16 protein-coding genes, 3 tRNA genes and 3 rRNA genes are annotated in these 21,600 nt (G+C 56.1%); 9 read left to right on the top strand and 13 right to left on the bottom strand.

Annotation, left to right across the window (positions count from 1 at the left end):
* Positions 1-7 precede the first annotated feature (7 nt).
* Genes D1222_RS15245 through D1222_RS15230 form a run of 4 tightly spaced genes read right to left on the bottom strand, consistent with a single transcriptional unit; the run spans position 8 to position 4,033 of the window.
* Positions 8-1,033 (bottom strand): enoyl-CoA hydratase/isomerase family protein, encoded by a 1,026-nt coding sequence (locus tag D1222_RS15245; protein WP_119455099.1) that lies wholly within the window; start codon positions 1,031-1,033, stop codon positions 8-10.
* Positions 1,030-2,169, bottom strand: coding sequence for an acyl-CoA dehydrogenase family protein (locus D1222_RS15240; protein WP_119455098.1), 1,140 nt, complete (start codon positions 2,167-2,169; stop codon positions 1,030-1,032). Before D1222_RS15240 ends, D1222_RS15245 begins: the two co-directional genes overlap by 4 nt.
* Positions 2,170-2,222: 53 nt before the next feature.
* Positions 2,223-2,528, bottom strand: coding sequence for a hypothetical protein (locus D1222_RS15235; protein WP_147371901.1), 306 nt, complete (start codon positions 2,526-2,528; stop codon positions 2,223-2,225).
* Positions 2,529-2,536: 8 nt separating this feature from the next.
* Positions 2,537-4,033, bottom strand: a complete 1,497-nt coding sequence (locus tag D1222_RS15230) for a CoA-acylating methylmalonate-semialdehyde dehydrogenase (protein WP_119455096.1) — start codon at positions 4,031-4,033, stop codon at positions 2,537-2,539.
* Positions 4,034-4,142: 109 nt separating this feature from the next.
* Here D1222_RS15230 and D1222_RS15225 point away from each other — a divergent pair, with 109 nt between their 5' ends.
* Positions 4,143-5,039 carry a LysR family transcriptional regulator gene (locus D1222_RS15225; protein ID WP_119455095.1) on the top strand — a complete coding sequence of 299 codons (897 nt, stop codon included), beginning with the start codon at positions 4,143-4,145 and terminating at the stop codon, positions 5,037-5,039.
* 5 nt (positions 5,040-5,044) lie between these two features.
* Here D1222_RS15225 and D1222_RS15220 read toward each other — a convergent pair whose 3' ends face one another.
* On the bottom strand, positions 5,045-6,238 hold the full coding sequence (locus D1222_RS15220) for an acyl-CoA dehydrogenase family protein (RefSeq protein ID WP_119455094.1): 1,194 nt from the start codon (positions 6,236-6,238) through the stop codon (positions 5,045-5,047).
* 84 nt (positions 6,239-6,322) lie between these two features.
* Positions 6,323-7,561 carry an MFS transporter gene (locus D1222_RS15215; RefSeq protein ID WP_407646770.1) on the bottom strand — a complete coding sequence of 413 codons (1,239 nt, stop codon included), beginning with the start codon at positions 7,559-7,561 and terminating at the stop codon, positions 6,323-6,325.
* 356 nt (positions 7,562-7,917) lie between these two features.
* Here D1222_RS15215 and D1222_RS15210 point away from each other — a divergent pair, with 356 nt between their 5' ends.
* From D1222_RS15210 to D1222_RS15190, 5 genes are all read left to right on the top strand, one after another.
* Positions 7,918-9,114, top strand: a complete 1,197-nt coding sequence (locus D1222_RS15210; RefSeq protein WP_119455204.1) for a tyrosine-type recombinase/integrase — start codon at positions 7,918-7,920, stop codon at positions 9,112-9,114.
* A 3-nt stretch (positions 9,115-9,117) separates the two neighbouring features.
* A complete protein-coding gene (locus tag D1222_RS15205; protein ID WP_119455092.1) occupies positions 9,118-9,879 on the top strand; it encodes a hypothetical protein in 762 nt (253 codons plus the stop codon).
* A 131-nt stretch (positions 9,880-10,010) separates the two neighbouring features.
* A complete protein-coding gene (locus D1222_RS15200; RefSeq protein WP_119455091.1) occupies positions 10,011-10,238 on the top strand; it encodes a helix-turn-helix transcriptional regulator in 228 nt (75 codons plus the stop codon).
* A 182-nt stretch (positions 10,239-10,420) separates the two neighbouring features.
* Positions 10,421-10,771: a DUF736 domain-containing protein gene (locus D1222_RS15195; protein ID WP_119455090.1), complete on the top strand. Its 351-nt coding sequence runs from the start codon at positions 10,421-10,423 to the stop codon at positions 10,769-10,771.
* A 60-nt stretch (positions 10,772-10,831) separates the two neighbouring features.
* Positions 10,832-11,968 carry a hypothetical protein gene (locus D1222_RS15190; protein ID WP_147371900.1) on the top strand — a complete coding sequence of 379 codons (1,137 nt, stop codon included), beginning with the start codon at positions 10,832-10,834 and terminating at the stop codon, positions 11,966-11,968.
* Between the two features lie 45 nt (positions 11,969-12,013).
* On the opposite strand, the gene D1222_RS15185 is transcribed toward D1222_RS15190, so the two are convergent.
* Positions 12,014-12,655 carry an NYN domain-containing protein gene (locus tag D1222_RS15185; protein WP_119455088.1) on the bottom strand — a complete coding sequence of 214 codons (642 nt, stop codon included), beginning with the start codon at positions 12,653-12,655 and terminating at the stop codon, positions 12,014-12,016.
* Between the two features lie 185 nt (positions 12,656-12,840).
* On the opposite strand from D1222_RS15185, the gene D1222_RS16000 reads away from it, so the two are divergent.
* From D1222_RS16000 to D1222_RS15175, 3 genes are all read left to right on the top strand, one after another.
* Positions 12,841-13,314, top strand: a complete 474-nt coding sequence (locus D1222_RS16000; RefSeq protein WP_119455087.1) for a thermonuclease family protein — start codon at positions 12,841-12,843, stop codon at positions 13,312-13,314.
* A gap of 78 nt (positions 13,315-13,392) precedes the next feature.
* Positions 13,393-14,364, top strand: coding sequence for a hypothetical protein (locus D1222_RS15675; protein ID WP_147371899.1), 972 nt, complete (start codon positions 13,393-13,395; stop codon positions 14,362-14,364).
* A 142-nt stretch (positions 14,365-14,506) separates the two neighbouring features.
* Positions 14,507-15,460, top strand: a complete 954-nt coding sequence (locus tag D1222_RS15175) for an HNH endonuclease (protein WP_147371898.1) — start codon at positions 14,507-14,509, stop codon at positions 15,458-15,460.
* Between the two features lie 99 nt (positions 15,461-15,559).
* Here D1222_RS15175 and D1222_RS15170 read toward each other — a convergent pair.
* From D1222_RS15170 to D1222_RS15145, 6 genes are all read right to left on the bottom strand, one after another.
* Positions 15,560-15,636, bottom strand: a tRNA-Met gene (locus D1222_RS15170).
* 179 nt (positions 15,637-15,815) lie between these two features.
* Positions 15,816-15,930, bottom strand: a 5S ribosomal RNA gene (rrf, locus tag D1222_RS15165).
* Positions 15,931-16,072: 142 nt separating this feature from the next.
* Positions 16,073-18,851, bottom strand: a 23S ribosomal RNA gene (locus D1222_RS15160).
* Between the two features lie 287 nt (positions 18,852-19,138).
* Positions 19,139-19,214 (bottom strand) — tRNA-Ala (locus tag D1222_RS15155).
* Positions 19,215-19,267: 53 nt separating this feature from the next.
* A tRNA-Ile gene (locus D1222_RS15150) sits at positions 19,268-19,344 on the bottom strand.
* 183 nt (positions 19,345-19,527) lie between these two features.
* Positions 19,528-20,981, bottom strand: a 16S ribosomal RNA gene (locus D1222_RS15145).
* Together the 16S, 23S and 5S rRNA genes with 3 tRNA genes alongside form the textbook arrangement of a ribosomal RNA operon.
* Positions 20,982-21,600: the final 619 nt, after the last annotated feature.

Genomic DNA, 21,600 nt, shown 5'->3' with positions numbered 1-21,600 from the left:
CTCCTCCCTAGAGAAATGTAAGCTCGTCCGCCCCTAGCGGCGCGAAGAAGCTGTCGACCAGCTTCTCATCCACTGAGGCCAGATCGGCCGGGACCCATTTCGGGTCATTGTCACGGTCCACGAGGACGGCGCGCACGCCTTCGATGAAGTTCTCGGTACAGACCATGCGGGACCCGATCCGGTACTCCATCTTCATGTTCTCGCGGAAATCGTTCAGTTCGCCGCCTTCGCGAAGCTGGCGATGAGCGACTTTCAGCGTAAGCGGTGACTTGGTCTTCAGCGTCTCGGCTTGCTTCTGGGCCCAATCGCTGCCCCCTTCGAGGCAGGAGATGATCTCCTCGACCGTGTCCTTGCCGAAGCAGTTATCGATCTCGGACTGGTGTTCGGCGAAGCTGCCTTCTGCCGACTGTTCCAGCCCATCGAGAGCGGAAAGCCCCTCATCTGCGAGCTTCGCAGCAAGGCCGGTAGCATCTTCGCTAAAGTGCGTCGCGACGCCTGCCGCCAGCACATCCTTGCCCTTCAGGCGCGCGCCCGTGAGGGCCAGCCATTGGCCGAGTTCACCGTCCAGACGCGGCAGGAACCAGCCGCCGCCGACATCGGGGAAAAGGCCGATGCCGCTCTCGGGCATGGCAAAGGTCGTGTTCGCGGTCGCCACGCGCACATCGCCGTGCACGGAGATGCCGACGCCGCCGCCCATGGTGACGCCATCAATGATAGCGACGTAGGGCTTCGGATATTCTTCGATCAGCGTGTTGAGACGGTATTCAGCCGCGAAGAAAGCCTGCGCCTCCTTGCCGTCGGCCTTGCCGGAATCCTGCAGCATGCGGATGTCACCGCCTGCGCAAAAGCCGCGCGTATCTTCGAGATGATCGACAATGACCAGCTCAACCGCATCATCGTCCCGCCACGCCAGCAGCGCCTCAATCATCAGGTCGCACATTTCCTGATTGAGGGAGTGGAGCGCTTTCGGGCGGTTCAGCGTGATCCGGCCAGCGCGGCCTTCCTTGCGGGCGATAACGGGTAGATCGGTCATACCTGGCCTTTCATCATTTCACGCGCGACGATGACGCGCATGATTTCATTCGTACCTTCAAGGATCTGGTGGACGCGAAGGTCGCGGACGATGCGCTCGACTTCATAGTCGCCGAGATAGCCATAACCGCCGTGCAGTTGCAGGGCGTCATTGGCGACCTTGGAGGATGTGTCTGTCACGAAGCGCTTTGCCATGGCGCAGAATTTGGTCGCGTCAGGCGTCTTCTTGTCGAGCTTGGAAGCAGCCTCATAGAGAAGCGCGCGGGCAGCCGCGAGCTCGGTTTCCATGTCGGCCAGCTTGAACTGTGTCGCCTGGAAATCGATGATGGCGCGGCCGAACTGCTGGCGTTCCTGCACATAGGCGAAGGCGCGGTCCAGCGCGTCCTGCGCGCCGCCAAGGGCACAGGCCGCAATGTTGAGGCGTCCGCCATCGAGGCCAGCCATGGCGAATTTGAAGCCATTGCCTTCGTCGCCAACGCGGTTCGTCGCGGGAATACGGCAATCGTCAAAATTGACCATGGCGGTCGGCTGGGCGCGCCAGCCCATCTTGTCTTCGTGCTTGCCAAAGGAAAGACCCGGCGCGTCCTTGTCGACGATAAAGGTCGATACGCCCTTCGCTCCGCCATCATCGGTGCGGGCCATGACGACATAGACATCAGAAAAGCCCGCGCCCGAAATGAAGACCTTCGCACCGTTGAGGACATATTCGTCCCCGTCGAGCTTTGCTGTCGTCTTGAGGCTCGCCGCATCGGAGCCTGCGCCCGGTTCTGTCAGGCAGTAGGATGCGATGAGTTCGGTGGCCGTCAGGCGCGGGACATATTTCGCGCGCAGCTGATCATGCGCGAAGCTATCGATCATCCATGTTGCCATATTGTGGATCGACAGGAAGGCCGCGTGGCTGATGTCACCGCGAGAGAGCTGCTCGAAGATCAAGGCCGCATCGAGGCGCGTGAGGCCCGAACCGCCATGCTCCTCAGTCGTGTAGATGCCACCAAAGCCGAGCTCGCCCAGCGCTTCCAGTTTGGAGCGATCAAGAAAGCCTTCCTTATCCCACTTGGCCGCGTTTGGCCGCAGCTCATTCACGGCGAAATTCTTCGCCATGTCGGAAATCATCGTCTGTTCTTCAGTGAGGATCATCTTGCGTCCTGCTAGTTATATAAGGTTCGAAACGGACATAGTGCGCGAATTAGCTACCTGTAGCCTTCGACAAGTTCCAGAGTTTGGTCCGCGCAGGAAAAGCGATACACGCCTCCCCCGCCCCGGATTGACTGATCAGGCACAATGCTGACGGTTGCCTCACCGGCAGAAAATTCAGAACGAACTGTCCAGTCTCCCCGGTAGTCAGACGGCACCTGTGCCTTCAACTCTTTGACCTTGGCATCGACAGATTGGGCCATGGCCGGACGGCATTGCGCCTGCCAGCTCGACGCCTCACCATCCGCACAAGCGACGAGCAACGGCGAGGCGAGGAGCATCGATGCGGCGAACGCCTTCACGCTGCGCCCTATTGCATCGTCGGGATGATGAAAGCCTGATCGCCAACATCGCCTTCCGGCCAACGCTGGGTGACGGTCTTGATCTTGGTCCAGAAGCGGACGCCTTCCGGGCCGTGCTGGTTCGTGTCGCCAAAGGCAGACCGCTTCCAGCCGCCGAAAGTGTGGTAGCTCACCGGCACCGGGATCGGCACATTGATACCGACCATGCCGACATTGACCTGTGAGGCGAACTCACGGGCGGCGCGGCCGTCGGAGGTGAAGATCGCAACGCCATTGCCATACTGGTGGTTGGACGGCAGGGCGGCCGCTTCTTCCAGCGTTTCAGCGCGCACGACCTGAAGGACGGGACCGAAGATCTCTTCCTTATAGGAGCGCATATTCGGCTTCACATGGTCGAACAGGGACGGGCCGACAAAGAAGCCGTTCTCATGGCCCTGCAGCGTGTGACCGCGGCCATCGAGGCGAAGGTCTGCGCCTTCTTCGACACCCATGCGGATATAGTCCTCGACCTTCGCCTTGTGGGCGGCGGAGACAACCGGGCCGTAATGGGCGTCGGCGTCGGTGGAGATACCAACTTTCAGGTTCTGGGCCGCTTCCAGCATGCGCTCAACGAACTCGTCGCCGGTCTTCTTGCCAACGGTGACAGCCACAGGCAGCGCCATGCAGCGCTCGCCAGCTGAGCCATAGGCCGCGCCGACAATGTCCTTTACCGCCTGCTCCATATTGCAGTCCGGCATGATGATGCCGTGGTTCTTGGCCCCGCCCATCGCCTGAACGCGTTTCCCGTGCGCCGTGCCGGTGGCGTAGACATACTGGGCAATGTCGGACGAGCCGACAAAGCTGACGGCCTTCACGTCCGGGTGCTTCAGGATCGCATCGACCGAGGTCTTGTCCCCGTGCACCACGTTGAGCACGCCTTCCGGAGCGCCAGCTTCGAGGAAAAGCTCTGCCAGGCGGACCGGAACGGATGGGTCTTTCTCGGATGGTTTCAGCACGAAAGTGTTGCCGCAAGCGACGGCGACCGCGAACATCCAGCACGGGATCATGGCCGGGAAGTTGAATGGCGTGATACCTGCGCAAACGCCGAGCGGCTGGCGCATCGAATAAACGTCGATGCCGGGGCCTGCACCTTCTGTATACTCGCCCTTCTGAAGGTGCGGGATGCCGCAGGCAAATTCGACCACGTCGATGCCGCGCTGTACGTCACCCTTGGAGTCGGCAACAACCTTGCCGTGCTCGGAAGAGAGAAGCTCTGCAAGCTCATCGATATTCTGCTCGAGCAGGTCCTTGAACTTGAACAGGATGCGGGCGCGGCGCTGCGGGTTGGTCGCCATCCAGCCCGGCAGTGCGGCTTTGGCGGACTCAACAGCCATGTCCACTTCAGCATCAAGCGCGAGGCCGACCTGAGCCTGAACTTCACCGGTGTTCGGATTGTAGATGTCACCGAAACGGCCAGAGGCGGTTTCGACGGATTTACCCGAAATGAAATGATGAACGCTGCGCATACGGCTTTCTCCCATATCTATCTGGCGGCAGTTTATCTTTGGCGCACACGCAGTTAAACACGCACATATGCAGGTTTAACCTGCATGATTGCAGCCAAGGACAAGCCCCGTGAACTGGGACGACCTCAAACTCCTCCTCGAGATCAGCCGTCATGCGAAACTGTCTGATGCGGCAGCGCGCACAGGGCTCGACGCTACGACGGTTGGGCGGCGGCTGAGGCGGCTGGAGGCCGATCTTGGCCTGTCCCTGTTTGAACGGACACGGCGCGGCCACATCCTGACATCGGCAGGCGAAGCGATTGTCGCCAAGGCCGAGGCGATCGAGCAATCGGCGCTCGAAATCTCTGCGCAGGCCGACATAGGCGGGACGGAAGCGAGCGGCCGGGTCAGGCTGGGTGTCACTGAAGGGCTAGGAAATGCGCTGATCGCCCCTGCCCTTGCGGGCTTTCGCGACCGCTATCCATCCATCGCGCTGGACCTTATCGCCATGTCCGGCTTTGCGAGCGTGCCGAAGCGCGAGGCCGATATGGCCGTCATGCTGGCGCGGCCGACATCGGGCCGGCTGAAAGTCCGCAAGCTGTCAGACTATGCGCTGCATCTGTTCGCGAGCCGGGATTACCTGTCGCGCTGGGGCGCGCCGCAATCACCCGCTGATCTCTCCCGCCACACGCTGATCGGTTATGTAGACGATCTCATCTACTCCCCGCAGCTTCGCTATCACGCTGAAATTGCGCCAAATCTGACGCTGCAATTCTGCAGCCCGTCCATCATTGCGCAATTGCAGATGGCGCGGGCGGGGCTTGGCATCGCCGTCCTGCCGAACTTCATGGCGGCGCGCGACGAGTCGCTTCAACCTGTCCTGAAGGATGAGGTTCGCGTTGAGCGAAGCTTCTGGCTGACGACGCATGAGGATCTGGCGCCCCTCGCCAGAATCCGCGCGTTGAGCGACTTTCTCGCCGAGCTCTTCGATACGCACCGGGACATTGTGCTGCCAGAGGGCGGCTGACGCCCCTACAGCATTGCCGTGTCAGCAGGCTGGCCGAGATAGAGGCGGCCCGTTGTTTCCCAGGTAGACGCGCCAACCATGATATGCTGGGTCGCGACGTGAATATCGCGAAAGCGGCGCTGGACGGGCGACTGGCTATAGACCGCAGTGCCACCAGCTAACTCGTAGACCCGGTCCACCGCGCGCTTGGCTGACTGAACGGCGCTTGTCGTGGCGAGGCGCAGGTCGCGGCGAAGCTCCAGCGGCACCGGTCCGTCCTGCGCGGCCTGCCAGGCAGCCTCGATCGCTTCGAAGAAGAAGGCGCGACCCTGCCGGATATCTGCTTCGCTCATCGCCACATCGCGATGTGTGAGCGCCTTTTCAGACAGGGTCTTGCTGCTTCCTGACGGCTTTTTCGCGCCTGCAAGTTCATAGAAATCATCCATCGCGCCCCGCGCGGCGCCGAGCGCGACAGCAGCAATGCCGATGGCGAGCAGGCCGAATGCTGGGAAGCGGAAAGCGGCCTCATCCTGTCGCGTTCGGCCAAAGCCGGTGGTCACCCGGTCAGCCGGGACGAACACGTCTTTCACTTGAAAATCGGTTGAGCCCGTACCTTTCAGGCCGGTGACGTGCCAGGTGTCGACGAAGCTGATCTGATCGGCCGCGAAGATGGGGGCAAGCTGGATAGGTCCGCCCTTAGGCGACATGATGAGCTGCCCCGCCTCATCGGCGAGGAAGCAGCCGCCGCTGACCCAGTCGGCATTCTGGCTGCCAGACCCCCAGGCCCACCGCCCTGTGACGCGATAGCCCTTCTGGCCATCTTGCTCAGCCTCCACGGCGCGGCCCATCGGCGCGAAAACGCCAGCCGTCTTGACGCCAGACCGGCAAAGCAGCTCGCGCACGGAAGAATTGTCGGCGAAGGCCATGCCGAAGGCAGCCGTCGAGGCAATGAAAGCGCACCAAGCAGGCGCGGCGTCGCCGCGCGCCAGTGTTTCAATCAGTTCGGCATATTCAATAGGCGTCGTGCCGGAGCCGCCATCGCTTTCAGGATGGCAAAGGCCATAGAGGCCATCGCGCGCGAGACCATCGGCGATGTCCTGCGGGAGTTTCCGGCCCGCTTCGGCTTCTTCAGCGCGCGCAGCGAGGATGGGACGCCACGTCTCGGCCCGCTCAAAAAGGTCTGCTTTCATATCAAGCGAGTTGATCGTATCTGCCGGCATGGCGCGCCTCCCATTCTTTCTGCAGTGTCAGAGCCTGCTTTGCCGGAAGGGTAGCACAGGAGCGGCGGCGTTGTCGCCGATCGCTCAAGTCTCGCTGATGGTTTCTTCGCTCTGGTCGTGCGTTCTAAGATAGAGCGCACCGATGATGGCGGCCGAGAAGCCCGCAGCTGCGCCAGCGCCCAATCCCCAACGGGGGCCAAGCACGTCGGCAATCCAGCCAATGATCGGCGCGCCAAGAGGCGCACCGCCCAAGGCAACAGCGATGCGCAGCGCCATCACACGGCCACGCATTTCTGGCGCGGTAGTCAGCTGCATCATGCTGTTCGTGGTAGTCATGAAGGTGAGGGCCGCCATCCCGGTGACTACAAGTGCAGCCGCAAACGTCCAGTAACCAGGCGCGAGCGCCGCGCCGAGACAGCCAACGCCGAAGAAGGCTGCCCCCGTCACCATCAGCCCCATCGTATGGGTGCGGCGCCGTGCGGCAAGAAACGCACCGGCAACCGTACCGACTGCAATAAAGGATGATAGGACGCCGAAGCCTTGCGCATCGGTCTGGAAGACTTTCGCAGCCATCGTCGCAACAAAGATCGAAAACTTGAAACCGAACGTCCCGATCAGGAAGAGCATGATGAGCGTGACGCGAAGATCTGGCCTCCGCCACACATAGATGAAGCCCGCGGTGAAATTGCCACGCTGCCGCTCGGCTCGCTTCGCCTTGTGCAGCTCTCGCACCCTCAGAAAGAAGAGCGAAAGCAGAACGGCAAAATAGGAAGCGCCATTGATCAGGAAGGCCCAGCCTGTACCGAAGGCGGCGATGAGGAAGCCAGCAACCGCCGGGCCGGCAAGACGGGCGCTGTTAAAGGATGCTGAGTTCAGCGCGACGGCATTGGGCAGGTCCGTGTCGCCGACAAGGTCGCTGACAAATGTCTGCCTGACGGGCGCATCGATTGCGGCTGCGCAGCCGAACAGAAAAGAAAAAACATAGACGTGCCATAGCTCTACAAGCCCGGTCACGGTCAGCAGGCCTAGCAGTAGCGCAAGAACGCCCATGGAGACTTGTGTGAAGACCAGCAGCTTGCGCCGGTCGAAATAGTCTGCGGCAAAGCCGCTCCATGGCAGCAGGAGAAGCTGCGGGGCGAACTGGCAGGCGACAACGAAACCGAGCGCGGTGGCGTTGTGATCGGTCAACTGGGTCAGGACGAGCCAGTCCTGCGCCGTGCGCTGGATCCAAGTCCCGAAGTTCGAAACGACCGAGCCGCTTGCCCAGACGCGGTAATTGAAGCTCCGGAAGGAGCGGAGCGCACCGTCTTCCGAGATCCGTATCATGAAGAGTGCGCCGCCATAGCCCGTGACTTAGAGCATTCCGGAGAGCCGGAAAACGGCAGCGAGCGCTGCGGCTGCGACCAAAGCCCGAGCACAAACAAAAAAAGCCCCCGATCCGAAGATCAGGGGCTTATTTGGGTGCGGGAGTAGGATTTGAACCTACGACCTTCAGGTTATGAGATAGAGTCCGGCCATATCTCTTGTTGTCCCGCGTTGACGCCATGGCGACAAAAATAACAAAAATACAAAGCACTGCATTGACGCGCCCGACTCTATGCGTCACCAAGCCAACACGCGAAAGCGCTGCATCCTGCTTCCAATATGCTTCCAATATGCTTCCAAATGGAATTGGCGCCATGGGAAAGATCACGAAACGTTCTGTCGACGCACTCGCTGCGAAGGACCGCGACTACTTTCTATGGGACGCGCAAATCCCAGGCTTCGGGGTCCGGGTTTCTCCAAAGGGACGCAAGACGTACACGGTTCAATATCGCCTAGGTGGCCGGACCAAGCGGGTCAGCCTTGGCGTCCACGGCGCAATCACGCCGGACGAAGCACGCGACCTTGCAAGGCGCACTTTGGGCGATGTTTCGCGCGGCGCCGATCCGTCCGGTCAAAAGCGTATCGAACGCCGCGCCCCAACCGTATCCGCTTTGTGTGATCGCTTTCTAGATGAGTATGTGCCGGTGCGCTGCAAGCCGTCGACAGAGAAGGAATATAAGCGCTGCTGCGACCTCTTTATCCGGCCAAAAATTGGCGCGATGCGCGTCCAAGATATTGCCAGGCCGGATATCGCGGCACTCCATCACGAGCTCCGAGACAAGCCCTATCAAGCTAATCGCGTGCTAGGCGTCCTATCCAAGATATTCAATCTAGCCGAAGTTTGGGGTCTTAGACCGGACGGGTCGAACCCAACCCGCCACGTGCAGAAATACAAAGAGCAAAAGCGTGAGCGCTATCTTGACCCCGACGAGATTGACCGGCTTTGGCGTGTTCTCGACAGCAGCGTCGCGGCTGGGACTGAAACCGTTCACGTGGCCGGCGCCTTCAAACTCTTGCTTTTGACCGGCTGCCGCCTGTCAGAAATTCAGAAAGCAAAATGGTCCTGGGTCCGCGGCAACATTCTGCTTCTACCGGATGCAAAGACGGGCCCGCGACGCGTGATGCTCTCAAAGTCGGCTTTAGAGGTTCTGAGTGCCCTGCCCCGCTTGCCAGACAATCCTCATATCATTGCAGGCAAAGTTGAGGGACAGTTCGCAACTGATCTTCAAAAGCCATGGCGGCGCATCCGAAAGACTGCAAAGTTAGAAGACGTTCGCATCCACGATTTGCGGCACACTTATGCGTCCCTGGCGGCTGCGGCCGGACACTCTCTTCCTGTGATCGGAAAACTTCTGGGCCATACACAGGCCCAAACGACGGCCCGTTACGCGCACTTGGCAGATACAGTGACCCGCAACGCGGCCGATGATGTCGACGGGCTCATTTCCGGCTTTACAGGTCATGCGCCGGCTGGCCCCAATAATGTCATACCGATCAGCAGGGACGGATAGCCCATGCCTTCGAAAAAGCGAGCCAAGGGATACTCCGCTAATCTGCTAGATATGAGCGTGGCTCAAACGCTTTCGGACGAAGATGCTAAACGGCTTACCGACAGTTACGCTCTGCCAAGCTCCCAGACCCTCAAAGACGAATTCGCGCAGTGGTCCCGTTCTTATCGCAACGACCGCGCCATGTATGATGAGGCGCCATCCACTGCGACGGTGAGAGACACTGCACGAGAGATTGCGAAACGCGCGGCCGCTCTTGCCGATGAGCTCAATGGATTGGATGGGAGAACGGCCTCTGCCGTGGCTTCGGTAAAGTTTGACGACACCACGCCGGCATACCTCTATGAGGATTTCGCGAAACTTATAGCTCATCGCGCCGCAGTGGAGATAGTAGATATCGACCAGCGCCACTTGGTTTTGGAGGTTATCGCCGCAGGCGTCCGCGTCTTGCAGGACCAAGCCCAACGAACTGCAAGCCGTCTTGAGTCAATCATAGAGCAAACTGGACAACGCGAAGCCAAGCCGTTCAACTCAGCCTGGGCACTCATCGGGCTGATCGGCAATATCAAACGTTTTTGGGAGCAGAATGGACGGACTTACTCGCGATACTTCGATGATTATGACGATGAGACCGACGAACCAGCAGCGATCCCTAAGAACGATGCCACGAAGTTCACCGTCAAGCTTGCGGGTCTTATCGACCCAGACCTTTCCGCACATAAGATCGAACGTGCGATGAAAGAACACAGCCAACATTTCGACTCGTAGCCTCGAACCACTGGGCAACAAAACTCCCGGATCGGGATTTTTTCTGCCCTGTGACGGCTGAGCCAATAGGCGCGATTGTGACCTCAATAGAGGCGCAAAAGGTGCGTTTCAATTGTCTTAGGAGACTCGCAATGAGTTCGAAATTGCCAACCGATCCCAACCAGCTTCTGGGCGAGTCCCAGGCCGCCAATTACCTCGCGGTTTCGCCACGCACGCTACGGAATTGGCGCACGCGCGGCGGTGGGCCCAAGTTCGTGAAAGTGTCCGCACGGTGCATCCGCTATCGGCTTAAAGACCTTGTTGATTGGACAGACAAGCGGACCCGTCGATCCACGTCGGACATGGGCTTTTTCCGATAATCCCAGTTTTGCCCGCGACGGAGTTAACCGCGCCTCGCGGGATTTTTGGAGAGCATAGCTCCTGAAAAGGGCTGAGCTTCAAGCTCAGCCCGCCAGGCGCGGCTTGCCTGCTCTCTAAAAACCAATGCGGTTTCTGCGCGAAGCGCCTCTCCAACCATCGCCTCTTCAAGAAAGGAAATTCGATGAGCGAAATAGGAAAACTACGACCCGTGAATTCGGCCGACCCGCTTTCTAAGCTGATCGGGCATATTCACACCCTCAAACTCAGTACGAAAATCACGATCGAACGCGATTACAATTCGACCAATCCCGATGCTCCATCGCATCGCGTCTACGTTGGTTCAGACGACACCGCGCCCGTTGAAGTCGGCGCCGCGTGGGCCCGAGAGATCAAACGCGGTCTGCGACAGGGGCAGACGTTTCTATCCGTCACGATCGATGACCCTTCATTCGACTCCGCCCTCAGTTTCGCGGTCTTTGAAGACGACGAAAACTCATGGGTTGCCACATGGCGCCGTCGCCAAGCGGCATGAATTGTAATCCTAGGGGGGCGTCTCTGTACCACGCCCCCCTACATCTACATCGACTAATCAATGACCGATTTCATGTTTCTTCGAAGCGGCTTCGATACGCTCGAACTTGCGTATCAAGGTAAGGTGCCACCAACTTTCCTGGACGAGCTCGCGGACGCGAAAAAGCGTGCTGCTGAGACTCGCCAAGCAGAGCCGATTACCTTCAACGGCCTTACTGTGATTGTCGAAGGGAGCGGCGGCCAAGGCGGGTATGCGTACCGCGTGAACACAGGCCCGTTTGGCGCCATCTGGAAATTTCGCGATCGGCCGTCCAATAATCAGTGGGATATTCACGTCAAAATTCGCGCATACGCATTGGCGACAAAGGGCCTTCAGGCCGCGAAATCAGAATGCGATGAATTCCTTAAAAGTATTGGCGTGGCCTTTGACCCAATGAATGCGCGGGTCGGCCGGGCTGATTTTGCTTTTGATTTTTTGGCTCCCAATTTGGAGCTTAATTCGAATGAATTTGTAAGCCACGCGAGAACTACAAAAGCCGACCAAATTGACCGCGAAATTCATGGCGATCGAATTTCCTATCTGCGTATTGGGAAATTGCCCGGAAAGCAGGTGTGCATTTACGATAAATCCAAAGCGATAACCGACAAGCGCGATATTATTTGGGAAGAAATCTTCAAAGCAAAGTTTTCCGAATTAGGAATTCTGGCCATCGACAAAGAGCTTCCCAAAGGTATTTGGCGTATCGAATTACGAGCCGGAAAAAATCAAATCGAAAAATACGTCAAACCGCGACGATGGGATGTTTTCGAGAGTAATAGCGCTGAAATTTTTCAAGATATTTCACGCGCAATTTCCTGGCGCCAGCAGACCGCTGACTCCAACCGTTCTCGTTGGCCGTATCGGTCTATTTGGACGGCGCTATCCAACAATTTTTCAAGCCCGGAAAGGGGTCCAGCGTACGCTGTGTTGAGTGACACCGCACTTAGTCGGTTGCGTACGGAGCATTCATCAGGATTGAGCTCACAATTCCGCGGCGTACTCGCAACGATGGCCGCAATAGATGAGGTTTCAGATCACGCTCTAGTGGCCTTTGCTCAAAAAGCTTCAACAAAAGCAGCTTTGGAAATCAGTTCTAGTTTCAACTGGGAGGCAGAAAGCTCGAAGCGACGTTTGCGAACAGGACTGTACCGAGATTAAAGATGCCTGAGCGTTGTCGGCTTGCGTATTTAGCAGCCATATAAGCTAGTCATAATCGACGGGCCTAATCGCTACCAGGCTGCCGCCTTGGTCTTTTACCTCACGCGGAAGCACACAAGCGCGAAGGCGGCTTTCCCCGATTTCCAACCTGTCTTTCCCATTAAATAATGCTCCAAGTTCACGCGCGGCCTGCAACCTTCCGGGCGGCGCAGCAAGAGTCAGGTCAAGGTGCGAGGCATACTGTCTGATGACGTTAATCGTCGGTACTTGGTCGGAATCTGCTGTGATTAAGATTGCTCGATCGAATGCCCCGGCCATAGCTTCCGATACCATTGTAACGCCAATAGCTACGTCGGTTTTCTTTTCTTCGTTGAAATCGCAATTGGTGCTGCCGCGCGGGCAGAAGCGTGGAGCCTTTTTAAAATTGCCTTGGGTTACTTTTACGCCTTTTGCTTGAAGAGCGCGGGTATACTGGCGATGCCTACCTACCTTGGCGCTATCCCAATGCACCTCAGCAGTAAAATATTCGACTTTTTGAAGCTCTTCATTTGGACGCAAGAACGTAGTGGATAAGTGCCACAGGTTTAGCCATTTGATTTGGCTAATGTTTAGATCGTTCATCGCGTGATACAGATTAAAGCCGTCTATATAAACATTAACCCTTTTTGGAGCTTCAGAAATTGACATCACAATTAATCAGACCTATTTAAAGTGCATCCACCCAAGGGCTTCGGCCACTTGGAAAAGGGGGCAAGGCTTTCGAGTCAGCCCCCTTATTTATTTCCTGCCCTGATTCGCCAGCTATTTTTCGCGCTTTAGTGGCGACACCGGCTGAGAAAAGAACCCAAAATTAAGTCAGTGGGAACGCGATTATGGGGCCATCTGCCAGAATTCCATATCTCAGGCATGATCGTCGAATGCAGTGCATTACCATTGCCATCATAGCGCTCGGAGCTTGCTCCGCTCAAACTTATGAACCGAAGTTGGCCCATACGATTTATTGGTCTGATGGTGATAGCGGCCGCATCGATGGGTTAGAGTTTAGATTGGCTGACGTCGACGCCCCCGAGACAGGCGGCGTTGGAGCCGCCATAGGCGGGGCAGAGTGCGAGAGAGAACGAGAGCTTGGGTTTGAGGCCAAAGCGTTCATGGTCGAACTCACAAAAGATGCAGAGCTCGTAATCACCAGTCGCGAGGCCCCGGATCGTTTCGGCCGAGTGGTGCTGTCTCTATCTGCCGATGAGGAAGACGTTGCCAGGTCGGGCTTGGACGCCGGTTACCTTGCGCCTTGGCCACACGACGGGAGCCAAGCGCTTTTAGAAAAGCCTAGCTGGTGCGATCACTGACCGCTATGTTGGAGATTATGATCAAGCGCCTTCGACCTAGAACAGTCCTACAGCGTTCTAAGCACCTTCCACGTAGTAATGCCTAAGCGTTATTGGAATGTCTTAGCGGGCCTTGCGCTACTCTTAGTGCTTTTGATGTTCGCCTGGGGAACGACTCCAAGAACCCCGATCAACGGCGAAAGTAACCACATCGCTCAAGATCATTGCCCTGATGGCGATTATCATTGGAGTATAAATTGGAATAGCCAGCCGGTATTCACTTTCTCCTGTCAAAGTAGATCTATTAGCGACCTGAGTGGCATCCCTTTAAATGGGGAGACGCATAGTGGTCAGATGCAAAGAGCGGCTGAAGCGGATTTGCTTGCTCAACAGCAGGTGGCCCACTGGACTGTCTGGATAGGTGTATTCACAGCGCTGGGCTTAGGCGCTCTTGTTTGGACGTTAGCAGAAACAAATTGGCTTGCTGTCGAGACCCGGTTGATCGGCGAACAGCAAACCCGAGCCTATCTTGTAGCAAGCGCTTGCCGGTTTGTTCCCAAAGACCGCAACTCGCCCGACGCCCCTAACTCGAATCGTCTCGGCGTACTTTCCAGCGTGGAGGTAACAGTTTTCAACTCTGGCAGTACTCCCGCGACCAACGTTTCCGTAAATGGAATGGTGTTCGCCGGACGTCGAAAAGACCTTGTTCCGAGCACACTAACCCGGCCGTCCGACCTTTACGTTTCTTTGCCTAGTATCCCTCCAGGACTAAGTGAAACCGCTGCGGTACCAACACCAGAGGTCACAGCCGAAAGGCCTCGTTACAGAGAAGCATTCGAGCGCATGAAAGAATACCTCTCCGATCATCGCGAGGATAAAGCTTTAGATGAAAGGCCCGCGATGATATTTAAAGGCTACATCCAATTCACTGACGTCTTCGGCCAACACATTCGGTCTTTCTTCGCTTTTGACATCGGAGACGGTACCAAAGAAATCGGGGCAGCACGCGCTGTTCCTTGTAGCGGTGATAGCTTCATGATTAGCCGAGTGAACCAGCAGACTAAAACTTGAACTTAGATCAAGCCAATCCCAGTGGGCGGCTGTCGAACTTGCCAGCCAAAGCTGGACGACTTGAATTTCAAGCAGGCTAGAAGGCCACATTTGGCCAACACAATGAGCCTGGAGCACTAACAACAACGTAGAGAATGATATTGTGAGCGTCTGGTGGGTAAATCATAAATCAAAATACAAATTCGAACGCAGAGGCGGCTATCTCTGGTCACCAAAACGAAAAACGAATGGCAAAGCCAATCGGTTTTACTCGAACATGACGCTTGCCAGGCCCGGCGATTTCGTAATCTCTTTCGCAAATACGGAAATCAACGATATTGGTGTTGTCCGGTCTGAGGCGACGACCGCAGCAAAGCCAGTGGAGTATGACGACGACGGCAACGCCTGGAATAATATTGGCTGGATGCTGCCAGTACGATGGCACTCACTGGATGCGCCTGTACGTCCGCAAAGCATTATCGCTGAATTAGCACCAGAACTCCCTGAAAAGTACTCACCCATACGAGCGGTGAACGGCTACGGTAATCAAACTGCATATCTAGCTAGCGTTTCAGAAGCCCTGTTAGACGTCGTCCTAAGGCATTGCTCGGATGAAGACAGAACAGCCCTGCAGACCCTACGCCAAGACACTTATCCATCCGACCCAATCGGCACGACTGAGGACGTAATCGAAAAATCTATCAATGATGATGACGATTTAAGCGCTTCGGAGAAAGACAGCTTGGTGAAGGCCAGGCGCGGTCAAGGACAGTTCAAACAGAGCGTAATTGACATTGAAGGACGTTGCCGGCTGTCAGGCGTTGAAGACGTTAGGTATCTGATTGGTAGTCACATCTTGCCATGGCGCGCCTGCAGGACTGCTACTGAGCGCCTAGACGGCAACAATGGACTTCTGCTTTGTCCGAATGCCGATCGGCTTTTCGACCGCGGGCTTATATCTTTCAAAGACGATGGCACAGTGCTTGTTAAAGCTGAGGTCTCCGATGAGATACTAGATCAGCTTGGCTTTCCGGGTCTTAGAAGCCGTAATGTCGGTAGTTTCTCAGAGGGACAAAAAAAGTACCTCGCGTTTCATCGCGAGCTCTACGAATTTTGAAACGTATCCGGCTGCTTCCAATATGCTTCCAAATTTTTCGGCGCGGTAAGCTACAAAAGAAAAAGCCCCCGAAATCCGTAAGGAATTCAGGGGCTTATTTGGGTGCGGGAGTAGGATTTGAACCTACGACCTTCAGGTTATGAGCCTGACGAGCTACCGGACTGCTCCATCCCGCGTCAGCTTTTTGTCAGAACCGGATTTCTCCAGCCCTGAAACATGAAATCCGGCCACTGGGGCCGGACTGCATCGCGGTCCGGCTTTATGCGGCCGGCCACGCTCCGCCCGAAAGGCGGTAAATTGTAAGGAAAAGACTTGTCTGCAAGTGCCTCGTTTTGCGCATCGCCCGTTTCGGCGGACCCGGCAGCGACTTACTCTCCCACGTCTTAAGACGCAGTACCATCAGCGCGAGGGGACTTAACGACCGAGTTCGGAATGGGATCGGGTGGGGAACCCCTGCCATAACCACCGGGTCGGCGGAAACGGGCAATGGCGCAAATTCCAACATGTCACTCATGCTCACTCTCGAGCATGTACCACTTATATTTTATCAGAGGTGTTTTTGATCTGAAACTTCAAGCGGTGGTGCATTCACCACCGCACACGAAGCTTCGCAAGATCAAGCCTATCGAGCAATTAGTACTGGTTAGCTCCACGCCTCGCGGCGCGTCCACACCCAGCCTATCGACGTCGTCGTCTACGACGGCTCTCAAGGGAAACCTGGTTTTGAGGTGGGTTTCTCGCTTAGATGCATTCAGCGATTATCCCGTCCATACATAGCTACCCTGCTGCGCGGCTGGCGCCACGACAGGTCCACCAGAGGTATGTCCATCCCGGTCCTCTCGTACTAAGGACAGATCCTCTCAAGTTTCCAACACCCACGGCAGATAGGGACCAAACTGTCTCACGACGTTCTGAACCCAGCTCACGTACCACTTTAATCGGCGAACAGCCGAACCCTTGGGACCTGCTCACAGCCCCAGGATGTGATGAGCCGACATCGAGGTGCCAAACGATGCCGTCGATATGGACTCTTGGGCATCATCAGCCTGTTATCCCCGGAGTACCTTTTATTCGTTGAGCGATGGCCCTTCCACTCGGGACCACCGGATCACTATGACCGACTTTCGTCTCTGCTCGAGTTGTCACTCTCGCAGTCAGGCAAGCTTATGCCATTGCACTCAACAGACGATGTCCGACCGTCTTGAGCTTACCATCGCGCGCCTCCGTTACTCTTTGGGAGGCGACCGCCCCAGTCAAACTGCCCACCATGCTGGGTCCCGTCCCCATCCAGGGGAGCGGTTAGACATCACAAAGAATAAGGGTGGTATTTCAAGGACGGCTCCACTCAGACTGGCGCCCAAGCTTCAAAGCCTCCCACCTATCCTACACATACACTTTATGATGCCACAGCAAAGCTGCAGTAAAGGTTCACAGGGTCTTTCCGTCTGACCGCGGGTACCCCGCATCTTCACGGGGAATTCAATTTCGCTGAGTCGATGCTGGAGACAGTGGGGAAGTCGTTACGCCATTCGTGCAGGTCGGAACTTACCCGACAAGGAATTTCGCTACCTTAGGACCGTTATAGTTACGGCCGCCGTTCACCGGGGCTTCAATTCGGAGCTTGCACTCCTCCTTTTAACCTTCCGGCACCGGGCAGGCGTCAGACTGTATACGTCGCCTTACGGCTTCGCACAGCCCTGTGTTTTTGATAAACAGTCGCAACCCCCTGGTCTGTGCCCCTCATAGCTGGTTGCCCAGTATGAGGCCTCCTTCTCCCGAAGTTACGGAGGTAATTTGCCGAGTTCCTTCAGCATCGTTCTCTCAAGCGCCTTGGCATGCTCTGCCAGTCCACCTGTGTCGGTTTAGGGTACGGTCTATACGGGAGGGCTATTTCCAGGAACTCCCAGGCTGCCTATCCAATCCAATAAGGACAGACAACTTTCGGAATTCGTCACACACTCCCAGGCCACAGAATATTAACTGTGTTCCCATCGACTACGCCTTTCGGCCTCGCCTTAGGGGCCGGCTAACCCTGCGCAGATTAGCTTTACGCAGGAACCCTTGGACTTTCGGCGAGCGGGTCTCTCACCCGCTTTATCGCTACTCATGTCAGCATTCTCACTTCTGATACCTCCAGCACACCTCACAGTGCACCTTCACAGGCTTACAGAACGCTCCGCTACCGCTCCAATGGAGCCCACGATTTCGGTATATAGCTTTAGCCCCGTTACATTTTCGGCGCAGGGTCGCTTGATGAGTGAGCTGTTACGCTTTCTTTAAAGGATGGCTGCTTCTAAGCCAACCTCCTCATTGTCTAAGCAACCCCACATCCTTTCACACTTAGCTATAATTTGGGGACCTTAATCGGTGGTCAGGGTTGTTTCCCTCTTCACGACGGACGTTAGCACCCGCCGTGTGTCTGCCAGATATTACTTCCAGGTATTCGGAGTTTGGTAAGGTTTGGTAAGACGGTGAGTCCCCCTAGCCCATCCAGTGCTCTACCCCCTGGAGTATTCATCTGACGCTCTACCTAAATAGATTTCGCGGAGAACCAGCTATCAGCAGATTTGATTGGCCTTTCACCCCTAGGCACAAGTCATCCGAGCACTTTTCAACGTGCAACGGTTCGGCCCTCCAGTGGGTGTTACCCCACCTTCAGCCTGCTCATGCATAGATCATCTGCCTTCGGGTCTAATGCTACGTACTCAGTCGCCCTATTCAGACTCGCTTTCGCTACGCCTACACCTAACGGCTTAAGCTTGCACGCAACACTAAGTCGCTGACCCATTATACAAAAGGTACGGTGTCACTCCGAAGAGCTCCACCTGCTTGTAAGCATCCGGTTTCAGGTACTGTTTCACTCCCCTCGTCGGGGTGCTTTTCATCTTTCCCTCACGGTACTGGTTCACTATCGGTCGGTAAGGAGTACTTAGGCTTGGAGGGTGGTCCCCCCATGTTCAGACAGGATTTCACGTGTCCCGCCCTACTCTAAACGGTCTTCATTTTACGGATACGGGACTATCACCCACTACGGTTGAGCTTCCCAGCTCATTCTCCTTATTTCAGACCAGGCCTGGTCCGCGTTCGCTCGCCACTACTAACGGAGTCTCAATTGATGTCCTTTCCTCCGGGTACTTAGATGTTTCAATTCCCCGGGTTTGCTTTTCAACACCTATGTATTCAGTGTGAAATACCTCTCTAGTGAAATGAAAGACCAAGGGCTGACACGGATGCCAGCCTGTAGTCTCTCATCTCGGAGGTGGGTTTCCCCATTCGGAAATCACGGGATCAAAGGGTGCTCTCGCCTCCCCCGTGCTTATCGCAGAGTGCCACGTCCTTCATCGCCTCTTACCGCCAAGACATCCCCCGGATGCCCTTTTGACGCTTGATCTCATTCGAAACTCGTGTGCGGAGGTGAATGCACTTTGCAGTACATTATTAATCCGCTCACAATTTCAGATCAGACATGTTGGTTTCTTGCAGACTGACCCTTTGGCGCAAGCTGTGTTGCCATACTCCTATGGCACTTGCGTTATCGGCTATAAGCAGACACAACGATCACGAGGATCGGCATGTCGGCCGGATCAGTCTTTCCCTTACGATTTACAAACATCCCGGACCGCAGTCCGGAAACTTATGACTTCTTTCATTCGCAACTTACGCACACCATTCAAGGAATGGTGGAGCCTAGCGGGATCGAACCGCTGACCTCCTGAATGCAAATCAGGCGCTCTCCCAGCTGAGCTAAGGCCCCAAAAGTACCAGTATCAAGCTGTAGCATAGGGCCCGGCGCACTCCCTTGGGTCGTGGTGGGCCGAGATGGAGTTGAACCATCGACCTCACGCTTATCAGGCGTGCGCTCTAACCACCTGAGCTACCGGCCCTTATACCAGGACCCGGGGGCTCGCTGAACTATGCCGTCCAGCTGGCCGGCACGGCGAATGAAGGAAGAGAAACGAAGACGGCACAAACAGCCGCATATGTTTTGCTGTCAGAGCAGGCTCTGCAGCTATGTCTATCAGAGCTTTCGAAGTCTGCGTGAGCAGACAATCAGAAAGCATCCTTAGAAAGGAGGTGATCCAGCCGCAGGTTCCCCTACGGCTACCTTGTTACGACTTCATCCCAGTCGCTGAACCTACCGTGGCCTGCTGCCTCCGAAGTTAGCGCACAGTCTTCGGGTAGATCCAACTCCCATGATGTGACGGGCGGTGTGTACAAGGCCCGGGAACGTATTCACCGTGGCATGCTGATCCACGATTACTAGCGATTCCAACTTCATGCCCTCGAGTTGCAGAGGACAATCTGAACTGAGACAGCTTTTTGGGATTATCCCATTGTCACTGCCATTGTAGCACGTGTGTAGCCCCGCGTGTAAGGGCCATGAGGACTTGACGTCATCCCCGCCTTCCTCCGGCTTAGCACCGGCAGTTTCCTTAGAGTGCCCACCCAAACGTGCTGGCAACTAAGGATAAGGGTTGCGCTCGTTGCGGGACTTAACCCAACATCTCACGACACGAGCTGACGACAGCCATGCAGCACCTGTGCACCTGCCAACTAAATGAAGGAAACCATCTCTGGTAACCAAACAGGGCATGTCAAACGCGGGTAAGGTTCTGCGCGTTGCTTCGAATTAAACCACATGCTCCACCGCTTGTGCGGGCCCCCGTCAATTTCTTTGAGTTTTAACCTTGCGGCCGTACTCCCCAGGCGGAATGCTTAATGCGTTAGCTGCGTCACCTGCACGCATGCGCGCAGACAACTAGCATTCATCGTTTACGGTGTGGACTACCAGGGTATCTAATCCTGTTTGCTCCCCACACTTTCGCGCCTCAGCGTCAGTACCAGTCCAGTTAGCCGCCTTCGCCACTGGTGTTCCACCGAATATCTACGAATTTCACCTCTACACTCGGTATTCCGCTAACCTCTCCTGGTCTCTAGGCTACCAGTTCCAAATGCAATTCCGAGGTTGAGCCCCGGGCTTTCACATCTGGCTTAATAGCCCGCCTACGCGCGCTTTACGCCCAGTAATTCCGAACAACGCTAGCCCCCTTCGTATTACCGCGGCTGCTGGCACGAAGTTAGCCGGGGCTTCTTTACCAGGTACTGTCATTATCATCCCTGGCGAAAGAATTTTACAACCCTAAGGCCTTCATCATTCACGCGGCATGGCTGCATCAGGCTTTCGCCCATTGTGCAAGATTCCCCACTGCTGCCTCCCGTAGGAGTCTGGGCCGTGTCTCAGTCCCAGTGTGGCTGATCATCCTCTCAGACCAGCTATAGATCGTAGTCTTGGTAGGCCATTACCCCACCAACAAACTAATCTAACGCGGGCCGATCCTTCACCGATAAATCTTTCCCCCGGAGGGCGTATACGGTATTACCTTCCGTTTCCAGAAGCTATTCCGTAGTGAAGGGTACGTTCCCACGCGTTACTCACCCGTCTGCCACTATGTCGTTCGACTTGCATGTGTTAAGCCTGCCGCCAGCGTTCGTTCTGAGCCAGAATCAAACTCTCAGGTTGAGTGCTCGATCTCTGACGTACTCGACCTCTTGGAATAGAGGCCGGAAATTGCTGATTGCAATTTTGCGTTTTGACGGGAAACCCTTTTCACAAAATCACTGGCCGAAACCAATAATAGTGAAAGGTATTTCCTTGAAACGCATCGTCATGATCGCATTGGAGCCCCTGAGGGCTCCGCAAGCCATTCATGCCGCCTGCGTTTCTCTTCCATAATCCTACGATGTCAAACAACCCGGGCCGGAGCCCGTTTCCTCGGCTGGAGCAGTCTGCCCCGCTTCGGAAGTGGCGGCTTATATGAGCCACCGAATTCCCCGTCAACACCCTTTTTTGCGCTTTCTGCAGAACTTCGCAGTGACCCGCGAAACCTGCAATTTGAAGCGCGAAACCCGGCTTTCGATCCGTGCCCTTCGGCACCGTCTCAACCAGTTGAGCGTCTCAGGAGAGGGCGGCATATATGAGGCCGTCCGAACTCCGTCAACACCCTTTTTCGCACCCTCTGCAGTTCGTAGCACAAAGCCAGAAAACCGCAGAAACATAAGCGCTTACCGTCCGTCCAGAACCCCTTAAGGTCCCTTCCGTCTGGCAGGTCGTCTCCAAGAGAAGGGCGGCTCTTAAAGAC

Origin of the sequence: Henriciella algicola, assembly GCF_003576245.1 — a bacterium.
GTDB lineage: Bacteria > Pseudomonadota > Alphaproteobacteria > Caulobacterales > Hyphomonadaceae > Henriciella > Henriciella algicola.
This window is presented reverse-complemented; position numbering and strand designations above follow the sequence as displayed.